General features: G+C 34.6%; 16 protein-coding genes. 11 read left to right on the top strand and 5 right to left on the bottom strand.

The features are described 5' to 3' along the window. Positions 1-122 precede the first annotated feature (122 nt). Positions 123-2,081, bottom strand: coding sequence for a DNA topoisomerase (ATP-hydrolyzing) subunit B (gene gyrB, locus FA045_RS13090; protein WP_136877535.1), 1,959 nt, complete (start codon positions 2,079-2,081; stop codon positions 123-125). Between the two features lie 235 nt (positions 2,082-2,316). Between gyrB and FA045_RS13095 the strand changes: the two genes are divergently transcribed. The 3 genes from FA045_RS13095 (at position 2,317) to FA045_RS13105 (ending at position 4,343) form a co-directional block, all read left to right on the top strand. Next, on the top strand, positions 2,317-2,916 hold the full coding sequence (locus tag FA045_RS13095; protein ID WP_136877536.1) for an OmpH family outer membrane protein: 600 nt from the start codon (positions 2,317-2,319) through the stop codon (positions 2,914-2,916). A 134-nt stretch (positions 2,917-3,050) separates the two neighbouring features. Then, on the top strand, positions 3,051-3,530 hold the full coding sequence (locus FA045_RS13100; RefSeq protein WP_136877537.1) for a nucleoside deaminase: 480 nt from the start codon (positions 3,051-3,053) through the stop codon (positions 3,528-3,530). A 66-nt stretch (positions 3,531-3,596) separates the two neighbouring features. Then, positions 3,597-4,343, top strand: coding sequence for an EcsC family protein (locus FA045_RS13105; RefSeq protein WP_136877538.1), 747 nt, complete (start codon positions 3,597-3,599; stop codon positions 4,341-4,343). Positions 4,344-4,412: 69 nt separating this feature from the next. Here FA045_RS13105 and FA045_RS13110 read toward each other — a convergent pair whose 3' ends face one another. Then, positions 4,413-4,808: an RNA-binding S4 domain-containing protein gene (locus tag FA045_RS13110; protein WP_136877539.1), complete on the bottom strand. Its 396-nt coding sequence runs from the start codon at positions 4,806-4,808 to the stop codon at positions 4,413-4,415. 149 nt (positions 4,809-4,957) lie between these two features. Between FA045_RS13110 and FA045_RS13115 the strand changes: the two genes are divergently transcribed. The 4 genes from FA045_RS13115 to FA045_RS13130 all read left to right on the top strand — a co-directional run bounded on the left by FA045_RS13115 (position 4,958) and on the right by FA045_RS13130 (position 8,900). After that, a complete protein-coding gene (locus FA045_RS13115; protein WP_136877540.1) occupies positions 4,958-5,776 on the top strand; it encodes a 2,3,4,5-tetrahydropyridine-2,6-dicarboxylate N-succinyltransferase in 819 nt (272 codons plus the stop codon). 63 nt (positions 5,777-5,839) lie between these two features. Then, a complete protein-coding gene (locus tag FA045_RS13120; protein ID WP_136877541.1) occupies positions 5,840-6,958 on the top strand; it encodes a glycosyltransferase family 4 protein in 1,119 nt (372 codons plus the stop codon). 64 nt (positions 6,959-7,022) lie between these two features. Further along, entirely contained in the window at positions 7,023-7,904 is an 882-nt protein-coding gene (locus tag FA045_RS13125; RefSeq protein WP_136877542.1) for a glycosyltransferase family protein, read from the top strand. 3 nt (positions 7,905-7,907) lie between these two features. Then, a complete protein-coding gene (locus tag FA045_RS13130; RefSeq protein ID WP_136877543.1) occupies positions 7,908-8,900 on the top strand; it encodes a glycosyltransferase family 2 protein in 993 nt (330 codons plus the stop codon). Between the two features lie 70 nt (positions 8,901-8,970). Here the strand turns inward: FA045_RS13130 and FA045_RS13135 are convergent, their stop codons facing one another. Beyond that, on the bottom strand, positions 8,971-9,534 hold the full coding sequence (locus FA045_RS13135; RefSeq protein WP_136877544.1) for a DUF4136 domain-containing protein: 564 nt from the start codon (positions 9,532-9,534) through the stop codon (positions 8,971-8,973). Positions 9,535-9,735: 201 nt separating this feature from the next. On the opposite strand from FA045_RS13135, the gene FA045_RS13140 reads away from it, so the two are divergent. From FA045_RS13140 to miaA, 4 genes are all read left to right on the top strand, one after another. Further along, positions 9,736-10,302, top strand: a complete 567-nt coding sequence (locus FA045_RS13140; protein ID WP_136877545.1) for an L-threonylcarbamoyladenylate synthase — start codon at positions 9,736-9,738, stop codon at positions 10,300-10,302. A 152-nt stretch (positions 10,303-10,454) separates the two neighbouring features. Continuing rightward, positions 10,455-11,861 carry a CCA tRNA nucleotidyltransferase gene (locus FA045_RS13145; protein ID WP_136877546.1) on the top strand — a complete coding sequence of 469 codons (1,407 nt, stop codon included), beginning with the start codon at positions 10,455-10,457 and terminating at the stop codon, positions 11,859-11,861. A 60-nt stretch (positions 11,862-11,921) separates the two neighbouring features. Next, complete coding sequence (locus tag FA045_RS13150) at positions 11,922-12,569, top strand: IS1096 element passenger TnpR family protein (RefSeq protein ID WP_136877547.1); 648 nt, start codon at positions 11,922-11,924, stop codon at positions 12,567-12,569. Between the two features lie 168 nt (positions 12,570-12,737). Continuing rightward, positions 12,738-13,694: a tRNA (adenosine(37)-N6)-dimethylallyltransferase MiaA gene (gene miaA, locus FA045_RS13155; protein ID WP_136877548.1), complete on the top strand. Its 957-nt coding sequence runs from the start codon at positions 12,738-12,740 to the stop codon at positions 13,692-13,694. A gap of 53 nt (positions 13,695-13,747) precedes the next feature. Here the strand turns inward: miaA and FA045_RS13160 are convergent, their stop codons facing one another. Together FA045_RS13160 and rpoC are read right to left on the bottom strand one after the other, a co-directional pair. After that, on the bottom strand, positions 13,748-14,062 hold the full coding sequence (locus FA045_RS13160) for a DUF3467 domain-containing protein (RefSeq protein WP_136877549.1): 315 nt from the start codon (positions 14,060-14,062) through the stop codon (positions 13,748-13,750). A gap of 111 nt (positions 14,063-14,173) precedes the next feature. Then, complete coding sequence (gene rpoC, locus FA045_RS13165; RefSeq protein ID WP_136877550.1) at positions 14,174-18,463, bottom strand: DNA-directed RNA polymerase subunit beta'; 4,290 nt, start codon at positions 18,461-18,463, stop codon at positions 14,174-14,176. Between the last annotated feature and the right edge of the window lie 43 nt (positions 18,464-18,506).

An 18,506-nucleotide genomic window follows, 5' to 3' on the forward strand; every position in this document is an offset into this window, starting at 1 on the left:
GCCAGATTAACTTTCATCTTACATCTGCTTTTGCTTTTCACAAAATTTTAAAAAACAAAAAACCTCCCAAAAATTAACTTGGAAGGTTTATATATTGCTTTCTGCTTTAAGCTTTAAGCTTTCTAAGCATCAATCTTCGCATACTTTGCATTGCGCTCAATAAATTCTCTACGTGGTGCAACTTCATCGCCCATTAACATAGAAAAAGTATGATCGCATTCTGCAGCATTTTCTATTGTTGCTCTAAGCAAGGTACGTCTAGCTGGATCCAAGGTTGTATCCCATAATTGCTCTGCATTCATCTCACCCAAACCTTTGTAACGTTGTATGTGTACACTTTCTTCTTTACCTGCACCTTTTAAACGTTGTACTGCAGCATCACGTTGGGCGTCATTCCAGCAATATTCAAACTCTTTACCTTTTTTAACTTGATACAATGGCGGAGCAGCAATGTAAACGTAACCAGCCTCAATTAAAGCACGCATATAACGGTAAAAGAATGTTAAAATCAACGTGGTAATGTGCGACCCGTCGATATCAGCATCCGTCATGATTACAACTTTATGGTAGCGAAGTTTAGTTAAATTTAACGCTTTATCATCTTCTGGTGTACCAATGCTTACACCTAATGCTGTAAACATATTTTTAATCTCGTCATTTTCGTAAATTTTATGCTCCATTGCTTTCTCTACGTTCAGGATTTTTCCTTTTAACGGTAAAATAGCTTGATAATTACGATCGCGACCTTGTTTAGCAGTTCCACCTGCTGAGTCTCCCTCTACAAGATATAATTCACATTTTTCTGGATCACTATCAGAGCAATCGGCTAATTTTCCTGGCAAACCAGAACCACCCATTACACTTTTACGTTGCACCATTTCGCGGGCTTTACGAGCAGCGGCACGGGCAGTAGCAGCTAAAATAACTTTGTTAACAATCATTTTAGCTTCCTTAGGATTTTCTTCTAAGTAAGCACCCAATGCCTCACCAACAGCAATATCTACCGCTCCCATTACCTCAGAGTTACCCAACTTGGTTTTGGTTTGACCTTCAAACTGCGGCTCCTGTACTTTTACAGAAACTACTGCGGTTAAACCTTCTCTAAAGTCATCGCCAGTAATTTCCATTTTTAGGTTTTTTAACAAACCCGATTTATCTGCGTAACTTTTTAAAGTACGTGTTAAACCACGTCTAAAACCTGCAATGTGTGTTCCTCCTTCGTGGGTATTGATGTTATTTACATACGAGTGAACATTTTCTGAGTAACTATCATTGTATTGAAAAGCTAACTCAACTGGCACACCGTTTTTGATACCATCGATATAAATTGGCTCTGGTAAAAATGATGCACGAGTGCCATCTAAAAACTGAACAAATTCTTTTAAACCGCCGTCAGAATGGAAAGTTTCTGTTAAGAAAGAACCATCTTCTTGCGGATCACGCTCATCTGTTAAGGTTAAAGTAATTCCTTTATTTAAGAAAGCCAACTCACGTAAACGAGCTGCCAAGGTATCGTATTTATATTCGGTAGTTTGGGTAAAAATAGTAGCATCTGGACTAAAAGTTACAATTGTACCTCTTTTATCTGTTGTGCCAACTTCTTTAACATCGTACTGCGGAACACCAATTTTGTATTCCTGCATCCAGATTTTACCCTCACGATGAACCTCTGCTTTTAAATCTGTAGAAAGTGCGTTAACACAACTTACACCTACACCGTGTAAACCCCCAGAAACTTTGTAAGTATCTTTATCGAATTTACCACCAGCGTGTAAAACGGTCATTACAATTTCTAATGCCGATTTATTTTCTTTTTTATTTATACCTGTCGGGATACCACGACCATTATCTTCAACTCGAATAGAATTATCGGCTAAGATGTTTACTATAATTGTATCTGCATGACCAGCCAAAGCTTCATCAATAGAGTTATCTACAACTTCATAAACCAAATGGTGCAAACCTTTAACGCCTGTATCACCAATATACATCGAAGGACGCTTACGTACAGCCTCTAAACCTTCTAAAACCTGTATATTATCTGCATTATAATTTGACTTTGGATCTATTTCTTCACTCATAATTTTGATTAATACTTAAAGATTCAAAAATAACCATTTTTTACTACTTAAAACACATTGTGGATAACTATTTGAGTGTTGAAAGTGTCATAAAATATCGCCCATTTTTCATCAAATAATTCAATAAATTTTAAAAACTAAGTTTACTAACTAAAACCCAAAATTGATTTAAAAACCATGATTTTTAGGATAGTCGGTTTTGATTTTTATATTTGCTAAAATTTATTAAAATAGGATGAAATTAAACACACTAAAAGTAAGCAGTTTAGCTACTGCGATTGCATTAGTATCTGTACTAACTGCTTGTGGAGATAAAGAAAGTAAAACTGATACTTCTGCTACAAAAACAACTACTACTGTTACAGCCGAAAACGAAATTGTTTATGTAAATTCTGATACTTTACTTTCTAAATATCAATACGCAAAAGATATTACTGCTAAAATGGAAAGCAAAGGCAAAGCAGCCGAAAGTGATTTAGTTGCTAAAGGACAAGCTTTTCAACGTGAAGTACAACAGTATCAAGCTCAAGCAAATAGCTTAGCGGCAGATCAAAGAGCTGCAACAGAGCAAAGATTGCAACGTAAAGATCAAGAGTTAAAAGCTTACCAACAAAATGCTGGTACTGCTTTGCAAAATGAAAATGCTAAAGAGCAAGAAGCGCTTTACAATAAAATTGCTGATTATTTGAAAACTTACTCAAAATCTAAAGGTTACAAAATGGTGTTAACTTACTCAAAAGGTAACGCGAACGTTTTATTTGCTGATGAAAGTTTAGATGTAACCAATGCTGTAGTAAAAGGCTTAAACGACGCTTACGCTAAAGACAAAAAATAATAATTGCATTTTAATGCTTTATAATGAAATGCCTCGAACAATCGAGGCATTTTTTTGTATTATATTTTGTTAAACCAATGTTTGTTTATTAACTGTCTAAATTGCAATACGAATAATTAATCTCAGTAAAGTATATGGAAAATAATAGCCAACATGAAAAATTTATGCGCATTGCGATACAGCTTTCAACTAAAAATGTTTCTGAAGGGTTGGGTGGTCCTTTTGGTGCAGTTGTAGTTAAGGATGGAGAAATTATTGGCGAAAGTGCAAATACAGTACATCAAACAATTGACCCTACAGCACATGCTGAAATAGCGGCAATAAGGTTAGCATGTACAAACCTAAAAACCATTGATTTGACTGGAGCTACAATTTATACTAGCTGTGAGCCATGCCCTATGTGTTTAGGTGCAATTTATTGGAGTGGTATTGACACCATTTATTATGGAAACACCAAACAAGATGCTGCAGCGATAGATTTTGATGATGAGTTTATTTATCAGGAAATAGAAAAACCTCTGGAAAGCAGAAAATTACCCATTAAGCAACTGTTAAGAAATGAAGCTCAGCAAGCGTTTAAGCTATGGCAGAAATCGCCATTAAAAGAGGAGTAAAATAATCTTTGCGTAACATTTAAGTTTAGTGTTTTGTCTTATGCACAATTAAGTATTTAATAAAAAATGAATAATTACGAACAACAGATTGGCTACGAACTTGATTTTTGGAAGATGGAATTGATGAAAAAACCATCAATGCTTGGCAATTTGGCTACAAAAGTGCAAACCAAAATCAATAGCTATATCCCTACAAAAGTGCATAAAGCTATTACCGCTACCATTAAACAAATGGTTAAAGCTGTACTTTTTGGTTCAACTTATACTACATCGGCTATGCCAGATAAAAGCATCAGCTTGTTGCATAGAGAAGCATTGGTAAAAGCTAAAATTGATAGTTACAGTAAAACTGGCGCTGCCGAAGGTGGCATAACTGGTGCTGGTGGTTTTTTAATGAGCATGGCCGATTTTCCGATTTTAATTGGCATAAAAATGAAAATGCTTTTTGAAATTGCCGCTTTGTACGGTTATGATGTGAAAGATTATAGAGAGCGACTTTATATTTTACATATTTTCCAGTTAGCATTTTCGAGCAAAACCGGTACGCAAAATGTGTTTAAGCAAATGCAAAACTGGGATCAGAAACTGATTGTTTTACCCGAAAGTGCCGAAAATTTCGATTGGCAAACTTTTCAGCAAGAATACCGAGATTATATAGATTTGGCTAAACTTGCTCAATTACTACCTGTTGTGGGTGCTGCAGTTGGTGCAGTTGCAAATTATCAACTGATTAAAAAATTAGGCAAAACTGCAATGATGGCTTACAGAATGAGAGATAAATCAATTTCGAATGATAGAATTTTGAGTGATTGATTTATTGTATGAATGAGTGAATTTTGAATGAATTAATGAATGATCAACGTAACTAATGACACCAATGAACTAATCCCCAAACATCCCCTCTATTAAATCATCAGTTTCTCTTCTATCTTTTTTGGTTGGCCTACCTGCACCTCTATCTCTCTTTAAAGTTGGCGCATGAAAAACAGATTTAAAGGCGTGTGTTTCTTCTTCTGGTGTTAAATCTTTGTATTTAGTTACGGCAATTTTCGATTCAACCCTGTTGTATAAAAGTTCAACTACCTCTATTATTTTTTTTTCGATGCCTTTAGAAACCTGATAAACCTCTCCTACTTTTACAATGGCTGATGGTTTTAAATTTTGCCCATTTAGTTTTATCCTACCCGCTTTGCAAGCTTCGGTAGCCAAACTTCTAGTTTTAAATAATCTAATTGCCCAAAGGTATTTATCAATCCTTAGTTTCTCTTTTTCACTCATAAACATCAAAATTACTAACAAAGATTTTATCGTGCCAAAAAAAAAAAATATAGCCTCTGTTAGTTTGTTGCAATAAATCTACATTTAATTGAGCTAAAACACCGATCAATACATAAAATTGATTTATTTTGTAGAAAATTAAAAATACCATGATTGGAGAATTAAAAAAACTGATAGAAGCCGCTTGGGAAGATAGGTCGTTATTAGCCTATAACAACTATTGCGAGGCAATTGAAGAAGTAATATTGAGATTAGACAAAGGCGAATTACGTGTTGCAGAGCCTATTTTAAATAGTTGGGGCATAAATGAATGGATTAAAAAAGCCGTTATTTTATATTTCCCAATCAAACAAATGAAAGAAATTAAAGTTGGTCCGTTTGTTTACCATGATAAAATGGAACTTAAGACTAACTACCAAGAGCAAGGTGTACGTGTTGTACCTATGGCAAGCGCCCGTTATGGTGCTTATTTGGCTAAAGGTGTTATCATGATGCCTTCTTATGTAAACATTGGCGCTTATGTTGATGAAGGTACAATGGTTGATACTTGGGCTACCGTTGGTTCTTGTGCACAAATTGGTAAACGCGTTCACTTAAGTGGTGGTGTTGGTATCGGTGGTGTTTTAGAACCTGTTCAAGCTGCTCCAGTAATTATAGAAGACGATTGCTTTTTAGGATCTAGAGCTATTGTTGTTGAAGGTGTGAAAGTAGAAAGAGAAGCCGTTTTAGGTGCAAATGTGGTTTTAACTGCATCAACCAAAATTATTGATGTAACTGGCGATACTCCAATTGAATACAAAGGTGTGGTACCTGCTCGTTCTGTGGTAATACCTGGTTCGTATACTAAAAAATTCCCTGCCGGAGATTTTCAAGTACCATGTGCTTTAATTATTGGGCAACGTAAAGAATCTACAGATAAAAAAACTTCTCTTAATGATGCATTGAGAGAAAATAATGTAGCTGTATAATTTTGTTGTAAAGTTGGAATGTTTAAATGTTTCAACGTTCCAACTTTACAACATTTAAACAACATGAAAATAGGTTTCGATGGCAAACGTGCTGCAAATAATTTAACCGGTTTAGGCAATTACAGTAGATCGTTAATTGAGCATTTAGCCAAGGGTTTTACGCAAAATCAATATTTCATTTATACGCCAAAGGCGAAAGCAAGCATTATTGATTTTCCGCTTTTTAAAAGAGAAAATATTTCCCTTAAACTACCCCAAAAAGCAAAATTTTTATGGCGGAGTTTAGGTGTTAAACATCAATTATTAGAAGATAAGATTGATCTTTTTCATGGTTTGAGTTATGAAATCCCCTTTGGGTTAAAAAAAACCGGAATTAAAAGTGTAGTTACTATACACGATTTAATATTTTTGCGCAAACCTGAATATTATCAACCAATTGATCGATTTATTTACGATTACAAAAGTAAATATGCTTGTAAAAATGCTGATCAAATTATTGCCATCAGCGAAAAAACAAAACAAGACATCATTGAACTTTACAACATCAGCCCTGCTAAAATTGAGGTAATTTACCAAAGTTGCGATGATAGTTTTAAAGTAGCGGCTACTGCAGCCCAAGAAGAAGAAGTTAAGATAAAATATAACCTACCAAACCAATACATTTTAAGTGTTGGCACCATAGAACCCCGTAAAAATATTTTGGCTATTGTTAAGGCTATGCCGAAAATTAACGCAGACTTTAAATTGATTATTATTGGTAAAGAAAAACCTTACGCCAAAATAGTAAAGCAAGAAATTGAAAAATTAGGCATAACAAATAGAGTTGTATTTTTAAAAGATATCCCATTTAAAGATTTACCAAGTATTTACCAAATGGCGAGTTTATTTGTGCTACCATCTTACTATGAAGGTTTCGGTATACCAATTATTGAGGCTTTGTACAGTGAAGTTCCCGTTATTGCCGCCACTGGTTCTTGCCTAGAAGAAGCTGGTGGGCCAAATAGTTTATATGTTAATCCAGATGATTTTGAAGGCTTTGCAAAAGCAATTAATAATGTTTTAACTAACGTTTCGCTACAGCAAACGATGAAGGAAAAAGGATTGCAATATGTACAAAGCTTTAACAATGAAGTCATAAATGAACATTTAATGGCTTGCTATCTCAAAACCTTAAACATTTAAGTTAAAATATATACCTTCGTGGTTATTCAATTCTTAAACAATAACCAATTTTGTATCTTCCTTAATGAAAGTAGCGGGTTTTACCTTTATTAGAAATGCCATCCAAAATGATTATTCTATCGTTGAGGCTATTACTTCTATCCTTCCAATATGCGATGAATTTGTTGTTGCTCATGGCAATTCAAGTGATGAAACGCTACATTTAATTGAGCAAATTGGCTCACCAAAAATAAAAATTATCCAAACCATTTGGGATGATACCGCTAGAGAAGGTGGAAAAGTTTTTGCACTAGAAACCGATAAGGCATTTAAAGCAATTAGTAAAGATGTAGATTGGGCATTTTACATTCAAGGTGACGAATGCGTTCATGAAAAATATCTGGAAAATATTAAAAATGAAATGCAAAACAGCTTAAATGATCCAAATATTGAAGGTTTGTTATTTAATTACAAGCATTTTTACGGTTCGTATGATTTTTTTGCTCATTCGCGAAGATGGTACAGAAGAGAAGTTAGAATTATTAGAAACTTACCCGGCATGCATTCATACAGGGATGCACAAGGATTTAGATTTAATAACCGCAAGATTAAGGTTAAACACATAGCAGCTTATATTTACCATTATGGCTGGGTAAAACCACCAAAGGGTTTGAATAATAAAGTTAGAAATTTCAATCAGTTTTATACTACAGATGATCAATGGATAGCAGATACTTATCCAGAATTTGCAGAGTTTGATTATCAAAATGCGGATCAACTTTTTAATTTCGAAGAAAGCCATCCGTTGGTAATGCAAAACAGGATAACCAAAAGCAACTGGAAATTTAACTTCGACCCTACACAAACACAAAAAAAACTACCTTTTAGAAGAAAATTACTAGCTTGGTTTGAAGAAAAGACAGGAATTAGGCTTTTCGAGTATAAAAACTATCAAATAATCAACTAATGAATGGCTAAAATAGCGCTTAGTATTTCGGTTATATTACCAAATTTTAATGGCAAACATTTATTAGAGATGTATTTGCCTGCTACTATTGAGGCTTTAATGCATAGCAAAATTTCTTACGAGATTATTATAATCGATGATTGCTCCATTGATGATTCTATTTCCTTTATCCAACAAAACTATCCACAAATCATTTTATTAAAAAACGAGGCTAATAGCGGTTTTTCATATACCTGTAACCAAGGAATTTATATTGCAACGAAAGATTTGGTTTTACTGCTCAATACAGACGTTAAACTTACGGCCAATTTTTTTGAACAACAATTTAAGTATTTTAATAAAGAAGATACTTTTGGAGTGATGGGACGAATAATGAGCATGGATGGGAATAAAATTGAAGATGCTGCTCGTTTACCCTATTTCAAAGGCTCTAAGTTTAAGGCAAACAAATTCTATTATACAAATGAGCAAGATAATAGCACACTTACTTGTTATTTATCTGGTGCAAATGCATTGGTAAAAAGAGATAAACTGCTTTTATTAAATGGTTTTGATGAAATATATTCGCCATTTTATTTTGAAGATTTCGATTTAGGATTAAAGGCATGGAGAATGGGCTGGAAACTATATTATGAACACGAAGCGATTTGTTATCATCAAGTTAGTTCATCAACTAATAAATTGAACAAATCTAACTTTGTCCAAATTACTTACAACAGAAATAGCTTTATTTTACAAAGCATTCATTTACAAGGGTTAAAGCTTCTAACCTGGCATTTACAATTATTTACCATCACATTAATTGGTCATTTATTTAAAGGAGAGTTTTGGATATTTAAAAGCTTGAAAGGTTTTATCGCCAAGAAAAGTGAAATTAAAAAATCAAGAAAAAATCTTCAGATCCTACAGCAAAAAGTTAATATTAATAATGGTTTAAGTAATATCATTACCGAAATTAAAAAATCATTAATAGGCAAAAAGGTCAATTGGCTGTAAGTTAAATAGCTAAAAAAAGCCGTTAAATATAATTTAACAGCTTCTTTAATCTCAAGGTAATTAACCAATTCTATTTTGCAGTTACGCCATTGTTTGGATATTGTTTCAAAATCTCGCCAACACCTTGTTGTAAACGCTCTTCTCTTTTTGCAAAGTTATCTAAGTTAAAACCAGCGCCTCTTCCGTGCCAAAACAAAATCTTTTTAGCAGGATCTAAAAAATCGATGATAATGGTACCTTCTTGATATTGGTTTACATAAGCTGGTCCACCCCAAGGACCGCCGAAGCCCCAACCCCATCTTCCACCCCAGCCCCAGCCAAGTCCTCCGTAAAACCCAGAATCATAAATATCAGCTCTTTCTCTAGCAACAACTACCAAGTTAACCAGCATATCTGGTTTATCAGCCTTTGTAAAGCCTTTTAAATTCATTTCGGTTTCTACAGCAGCCATCAATCTTCTTTTGTCTAAGTTGTTTAGTCTGATTTTTTCCAAACCCTTATCGTAAAAATTATAGGTTTTGTAAACGCTCAAATTTACATCTTTGTCAACATCAGATACAGTGCGTAAGCTACTGCAACCTACAAATGCTATCCCTATCGTAAACAGCATTAAAAGTTTTAATAAATTTTTCATTTTATGTGTGTGTTTTATATTTGATTAACCTTTATAAAAATAGCAAATTAATCATTTCATTTATAATGATTTATGCAACAATTTTACAACTAATATATAACCAAGAAACGATTATTGAGCTTGTTTAGTTTTCGCATATAGCATACGGTTTTAACTTATTACCAAAATTTAACATTTGCATAAATTAATTAACTTTGCTGCATGCTAAGAGACGAAGTAAATAAGGCTTTAGAAGTATTAAAAAATGGCGGCGTAATACTTTATCCAACAGATACTGTTTGGGGTTTAGGATGCGATGCTACAAATGAAGAGGCAGTAGCTAAAGTAAATAACATTAAGGGTCGCGGGGCGGATAAAAGTTTAATTGTGTTAATTGATACCGACAATAAATTACAAAGTTATGTAACAGAGATTCCAGAAGTTGCGTATCAGCTGATAGAGTATGCAGAAAACCCAATGACCATCATTTTCTCTGGAGCCAAAAATTTAGCTAAAAACGTTATAAATACTGATGGATCTGTTGGTATTAGAGTAGTTAAGAATGATTTTTGCGAACAACTGCTCCAACGTTTTAGAAAACCTATCGTTTCTACATCTGCGAATATCAGCGGCCAGCCTACACCCCAATTTTTTGATGAAATAAGTGATGATGTAAAAGACGCGGTTGATTATGTAGTTGATTATAATCAAGAAGATAGAACCGAAAAAAAACCATCAACAATTATAAAACTTGGTCCATCTGGTCAATTTGAATTGATTCGTAAGTAAACCCAATCAGCCTTTAGCTGAGCATTATTCAGCATTAAATTAAAGAAGCACCAATAGTTTTTATTAATTTTAACAATTCTTTGTCATTCTGAGCTTGCGACAAATCTCTAATATGGGATGCCTGCTTCTTCATCATGACAAAATCCACAATTATGCAACATCACCTATCAAATCCAATTTTTAAAGTTTTAGCAGACATCGCTAGGCAATCTCAAACTGAAGCGTATGTAATTGGTGGTTTTGTTCGCGATTTATTTTTGCAACGCCCATCAAAAGATATTGATATTGTAATACTTGGCAATGGAATTGAATTTGCCGAAAAGGTAGGTGAACATTTAAAAACCAAAGTTGCGGTTTTTAAAAATTTCGGAACAGCAATGCTTAAATACAAAGATCTAGAGATTGAATTTGTTGGAGCAAGGAAAGAATCTTACCGCTCTGATTCAAGAAAGCCAATTGTAGAAAATGGAACTTTAGAAGATGACCAGTTACGAAGAGATTTTACCATTAATGCTTTAGCAATTTCATTAAACCATGATAATTTTGGCAGTTTAATTGATCCATTTGATGGGTTAAAAGATTTGGAAAGTAAGTTAATTCGAACTCCTTTAGATCCAAAAAATACCTTTTCTGATGATCCTTTAAGAATGATGCGAGCCATCCGCTTTGCTACACAATTAGAATTTGAGATTGATCAAAACGCAATTGATGCAATAAGCGCCCAAAGAGAAAGAATTAAAATTATTTCTAAAGAACGAATTACTGATGAATTAAATAAGATTATTCTTTCTAAAACTCCATCAATTGGCTTTAAACATCTTTTTGATACAGGTTTATTGCACATCATTTTTCCACAAATGGCCAATCTTTACGGCGTAGATATTATTAAAGGTAAAGGGCATAAAGATAATTTTTACCATACTTTACAGGTTTTAGATAACATTTGTACAACAACAAATGATCTTTGGTTGCGTTGGGCAGCAATTTTACATGATATCGCTAAACCAGCTACCAAAAGATTTGAAGAAGGGCATGGTTGGACGTTTCATGGCCACGAAGATAAAGGTGCGAGAATGGTGCCTCAAATATTTGCTCAACTAAAACTTCCTTTAAACGAAAAAATGAAATTAGTTCAAAAGTTGGTGCAATTACACTTGAGGCCAATTGTTTTAGCTCAAGAACAAGTAACCGATTCGGCAGTACGCAGATTACTTTTTGAAGCTGGGGAAGAAATTGAAAGCTTAATGTTGTTGTGCAATGCTGATGTAACCACAAAAAATGAATACAAAATTAAAAAGTACCGCAATAATTTTGAGTTGGTTAAGCAAAAGCTGAAAGATGTTGAAGAAAGAGATCATTTGCGCAACTGGCAACCTCCAATTTCTGGTAATGATATTATGGTAACATTTGGATTAACAGCAGGCAAAGAGGTAGGTATTTTAAAAAATGCAATTAGAGAAGCTATTTTAGAAGGCGAAATAAGAAACGATTACAACGAGGCATTTAATTTTATGTTAATTAAAGCCAAACAATTAGGTTTAAATCAGGTTACAAAGTAATTCTAAGAGCAAATTTTATTTTTAATTTCTTAATTTTACAAACAGAAACAGAACAGCGCAATGGCAATTTATAGATTTAGAATTTCTTTTGAAGATTTTGATGAGGTAAGCAGAGAAATCGATATCAAAACAAATCAAACTTTTGAGGATTTACATAGAGCATTCCACCGCTCAACCGGATATAATGCAGATAAATCATCATCATTTTATGTAAGCACAGATAATTGGATTAAAGGCGATGAAATAGCTATTTTGCCAAATCAACGTAAAATTGATAACGGTGTTGCGCTTATGGAGAAATCGAAATTGAGTAATTTTATCGAAGATCCACACCAAAAATTTTATTATATCTACGATTTTGAACGCCCATTTGACTTTCACGTTGAATTGATCAAAATAATTTTAGAAAACGATCCAAATATCGAATATCCTTATGTTGTGAAAAGCATCGGCGAAGCTCCAAAAATTATCGATAAAAATAACATCGGTAGTTTTGCTGTTGGCGCTGCAGCAGCTTCAACAGATTTCGACTTTTTAAATGAGCTAGATTTTGTGCCAGAAGACACTGAAGAATTAGAAGCCATGGGCGGTAGAGGCATAATGGCAGAAGAAGTTGATGAAGAAGCAGAGGATGAGGAAAAAGATGAATTTGGAGATGGAGACGATTTTGCAGATGAAGAATACGGTAGCGATAAGGAAGAGTATTAAAATTTGATTTCACAGATTTAATTAATTTCACAGATTTAATATAACCGTCATTTTTAATTAATTTCACAGATTTAATATAACCGTCATTTCGAGTGAACGTAGCGATGAGAAATCTGTTGTTTTTACCCTGAACCTGTTATTAATTACAGCAATTAAGTTTTAAGATCAATGCTAAAAAAACAAAAAACTTTAATTGTAGTAGTTGGGCCAACAGCCATTGGTAAAACTGAGTTAGCGATCCAGCTTGCTCAGTTTTACAAAACAGAAATTATATCTGCCGATTCGAGACAGTTTTTTAAAGAAATGCATATTGGCACAGCTAAACCATCGAAAGAGGAATTGGCTGCTGCACCACATCATTTGATCAATTCTCATTCAGTTAAAACACTTTTTAGTGTTGGCGATTTTGAAGCGGAAGCTTTACAGCTAATAGAGCAATTATTCTTAAAAAATGATGTGGCAATATTAGTTGGTGGTTCGGGTTTATATATTGATGCCGTATGTAAAGGCTTAGATGAACTACCTGAAATTGATTTAAATATTCGTGAGCAACTCAATCAACAATTAGCGAATGATGGAATTGAGGTTATTAAAAATCAACTACAGGAATTAGATCCCGAATATTTTGCCAAAGTAGATCAATCTAATCCACAACGAATGATTAGAGGATTAGAAGTTATACTTTCTAGCGGACAAAAGCTAAGTTCATTTCTAACCGCTCAAAAAAAAGAAAGACCTTTTAATATCGTTAAAATCGGATTAAATACCGAACGCAGTATTTTGTATGACCGGATTAATCATCGTGTAGATGTAATGATGAATGCAGGTTTGTTAGATGAGGTAAAAAGCCTAATACTCTATCGTAAATACAATGCCTTAAATACCGTTGGCTATTCAGAGCTCTTTGATTTCATTGATGGTAAAACAGAGTTCTCTTCCGCAGTTGCGATGATTAAACAAAACACCCGTCGCTTTGCAAAAAGACAGCTAACTTGGTTTAGGCGGGATCAAGATACCGCTTGGTTTGAGCCAAATCAGTTTGAAGAAATTATTAAGCACGTAACCAGCTTTTGTCATTCCGAGGAACAGCCTGTCCCGAGTTCTCGGGAAGGAATCTCTTTTTAAAGTTTAACAATTTAGATCTTTCTCCGCCGCGGCGGATCTGGATGACAAGACTCCTAAGCTTGTGCTGTTGGTCCACCAAAATTCATCGGAAAACCTGGAGGTTCATCTTGAGTTTTAATTTTACCATGTGCCATTTCAAATTTTTCGATATTATCTTGCATAGCATGTAATAAACGCTTAGCATGTTCTGGCGTTAATATAATTCTCGATTTTACCTTCGCCTTTGGCACACCAGGCATTACTCTTATAAAATCTAATACAAACTCTGTATTTGAATGAGTAATAATGGCCAAATTAGAAAAAATACCTTCTGCAATTTCTTCTGATAATTCTATATTGATTTGATTTTCGTTTTGTTGCTCTTCCATAATTATCAAAAGTATAAAAAGCCTTGTTAAAAACAGTATTATCCACAAAAAAATCCCTAGCAAATAAATGCTAGGGATTTGATATTAAGTCCCTTTTAGGGGATTTAGGGGTTATGCTTCTACTTCCTCTTCAGCTTTAGATGCTAATAATTTATCGTATTCTTCTTGAGAACCTACAATGATACGCTCGTAGCCACGTACGCCAGTACCTGAAGGGATCAAGTGACCAACAATTACGTTTTCTTTTAAGCCTAACATGTTATCGCGTTTACCTGCAATTGCTGCCTCATTCAGTACTTTTGTAGTTTCCTGGAATGATGCCGCAGAGATAAACGATTTGGTACCTAATGAAGCTCTAGTAATACCTTGCAAAATTGAACTCGCTGTAGCAGGTTGTGCATCACGTACTTCAATTTGTTTCAAATCTTTACGTTTCAATTGAGAATTTTCGTCTCTTAATTTACGTAAAGAAAGAATTTGACCTGGTTTTACTGTTTCAGAATCGCCTGCCTCTACCACAACTTTTTTGTCGTAAATTTCGTCGTTCTCAACCATAAAGTCCCATCTATCAACAGAATCATTTTCTAAGAAACGAGTATCACCCGGATCTTCGATATGAACTTTCTGCATCATTTGGTGTACAATAACCTCGAAATGTTTATCGTTGATTTTTACACCTTGTAAACGGTAAACCTCTTGGATACCATTTACTAAGTATTCTTGTACAGCCGCTGGGCCTTTAATTGCTAAAATATCAGCTGGAGAAATCGATCCATCAGATAATGGCATACCTGCTTTCACGAAATCGTTATCCTGTACCAAAATGTGTTTAGACAATGGAACAAGATATTTTTTAACTTCTCCGTCTTTAGATTCGATAGTCATCTCACGATTACCACGTTTAACACCACCTAAAGTTACTACACCATCAATCTCAGTTACTACAGCTGGGTTAGATGGGTTACGTGCTTCGAATAACTCAGTTACACGTGGTAAACCACCTGTAATATCTCGAGTTTTACCAGTTGCACGAGGTATTTTAACCAAAATCTGTCCTGTTTGAACTGCTTCGCCTTCTTCAATAGCGATGTGAGCTCCTACCGGAATGTTATAGTTTCTGATTAATTCACCTTTTTTATCTACTACTTGAATAGCAGGGTTTTTAGTTTTATCACGTGTATCGATAATTACTTTCTCACGGTGACCAGTTTGCTCATCAGACTCTTCGCGGAAAGTTACACCTTCTACAATTGCATCAAATTGAATTTTACCAGCAAACTCGGAGATAATAACCGCGTTATATGGATCCCATGAACAAATTTTATCTCCTTTAGAAACTTTATCTCCTTCTTTTACAAAAAGGAAAGCACCATAAGGAACGTTATTTGTAACGATTACTTTTCCTGTACCAGGCTCAGTAATTTTAAATTCACCAGAACGACCTAATACGATATCAGTAGTACCTTCTTCAGTTTGAGTTTCTACAGTACGTAAGTTTTCAAACTCGATAACACCATCAAATTTTGCATTGATTTGAGATTCTGCAGCAATGTTTGATGCAGTACCACCCACGTGGAAGGTACGTAAGGTTAACTGTGTACCCGGCTCACCGATAGACTGTGCAGCAATTACACCAACAGCCTCACCTTTTTGAACGCGTTTACCAGAAGCTAAGTTACGACCATAACACAATGAACAAACACCACGTTTATTTTCGCAAGTTAATACCGAACGAATTTCAACTCCTTCAAGTGGAGATTCTTCAATTGTTTTAGCAATTTCTTCAGTAATATCTTCGCCTGCACCTACTAATAATTTTCCATCTAAAGGATTGAAAACATCATGAAGTGAAATACGACCTAAAATACGCTCATATAACGGCTCAACAATATCTTCTTGATCTTTTAATGCAGTAGTGTACATACCTCTTAAAGTACCACAATCTACAGCGTTAACAATCATATCTTGTGCAACATCATGCAAACGACGAGTTAAGTAACCAGCATCTGCTGTTTTTAACGCCGTATCTGCCAAACCTTTACGAGCACCGTGAGTAGAAATAAAGTATTCTAATACCGATAAACCTTCTTTAAAGTTTGATAAAATCGGATTTTCGATAATCTCACCACCTGAACCAGATTTTTGAGGTTTAGCCATCAAACCACGCATACCCGCTAACTGACGAATTTGCTCTTTAGAACCACGGGCTCCAGAGTCAAGCATCATGTAAACAGAGTTGAAACCTTGATTATCTGATGATAACTGGTTCATTACAAACGTTGTTAAACGGTTGTTAATACGTGTCCAGATATCGATAATTTGGTTGTAACGTTCGTTGTTGGTAATGAAACCCATGTTATAGTTGTTTCTTACCTCTTCAACTTCGCCAGCTGCTTGTTCTAGTAAAGTATGTTTCTCTACAGGAATGTTAACATCTTGTAAGTTAAATGATAATCCACCTTGGAAAGCCATTCTAAAACCAAGTTCTTTGATATCATCAAGGAATCTTGCAGAACGGGCCATACCAGTCATTTTCACTACTTCACCAATAATATCTCTTAAAGATTTTTTAGTTAATAGTTCATTGATATAACCAACTTCTTCTGGTACCATTTGGTTGAACAATACTCTACCAACAGTAGTTTCAGTTAATTTATTTACAATCGTTCCGTCTTCTTGTTTTACATTAACTTTTACTTTGATAAAAGCATGTAAATCAATCATTTTCTCGTTGTAAGCAATAATTACTTCTTCTGGAGAATAGAAAGATTGGTCTTGTCCTTTAACTACACGTCCTTCGTCAGTTCTACGGCCTTTAGTAATATAATAAAGACCCAAAACCATATCCTGAGATGGAACCGTAATCGGCGTACCATTCGCAGGGTTTAGAATGTTGTGAGCAGCTAACATCAAAACTTGGGCTTCCAAAATTGCTGCATGACCTAAAGGTAAATGCACCGCCATCTGGTCACCATCAAAATCCGCGTTAAATGCAGTACACACTAATGGGTGTAATTGTATCGCTTTTCCTTCAATTAAACGTGGTTGGAAAGACTGGATACCTAATCTGTGTAATGTAGGAGCACGATTTAGTAACACTGGGTGTCCTTTTAAAACGTTCTCTAAAATATCCCAAACTAACGGATCTTTTCTATCTACGATTTTCTTTGCAGATTTTACAGTTTTTACAATTCCACGTTCAATCATCTTACGAATAATGAATGGTTTGTAAAGTTCTGCTGCCATATCTTTAGGGATACCGCACTCGTGCAATTTAAGGTTTGGTCCTACAACAATTACCGAACGAGCAGAATAATCTACACGTTTACCTAGTAAATTCTGACGGAAACGACCTTGTTTACCTTTTAAAATATCTGATAAAGATTTTAATGCTCTGTTACCTTCAGTTTTAACAGCATTTACTTTACGTGAGTTATCAAATAACGAATCTACAGCTTCCTGTAACATACGTTTTTCGTTACGTAAAATAACTTCTGGTGCTTTAATCTCAATCAAACGTTTTAAACGGTTGTTACGGATAATTACACGACGATATAAATCGTTCAAATCTGAAGTTGCAAAACGACCACCTTCTAAAGGTACTAAAGGACGTAATTCTGGTGGAATAACAGGAACGATTTTAATAATCATCCACTCTGGATTATTCTCAATACGAGTTCTAGCACCACGGAAAGCTTCTACAACTTGAAGACGTTTTAAAGCCTCATTTTTACGTTGTTGCGAAGTTTCGTTAGCAGCTTGGTGACGTAAATTGTAAGATAAAGTATCTAAATCAATACGTTTTAATAAATCTTCTAAAGCCTCTGCTCCCATTTTGGCAACAAATTTATTAGGATCTTTATCGTCTAAATATTGATTTTCTTTAGGTAATTTATCTAAGATATCTAAATACTCTTCTTCAGTTAAGAAGTCCATGTAATTGATACCTTGATCTGCCATTAAACCAGCTTGAATTACTACATAACGTTCGTAGTAAATAATCAAATCTAATCTTTTGGTTGGTAAACCTAATAGATAACCGATTTTGTTTGGTAACGAACGGAAATACCAGATATGCGCAACAGGAACCACCAAATTAATGTGTCCCATACGCTCTCTACGTACTTTTTTCTCGGTTACCTCAACACCACAACGGTCGCAAACAATACCTTTATAACGGATACGCTTGTATTTACCACAGTGGCATTCGTAATCTTTTACCGGACCAAAAATACGCTCACAAAACAAACCATCACGTTCAGGTTTGTAAGTACGGTAATTGATAGTCTCAGGTTTTAACACCTCACCACTAGAACGTTCCAAAATAGTTTCTGGAGACGATAAACTAATGGTTATCGAGGTGAAATTGCTTTTTAATTTATTATCCTTTTTGTAAGACATAGCTCTTTTTTTAATGATTGAAGGATTGAGTGATTGAATGATA

The organism is Pedobacter cryotolerans, assembly GCF_005116475.1.
Classification (GTDB): Bacteria; Bacteroidota; Bacteroidia; order Sphingobacteriales; family Sphingobacteriaceae; genus Pedobacter; species Pedobacter cryotolerans.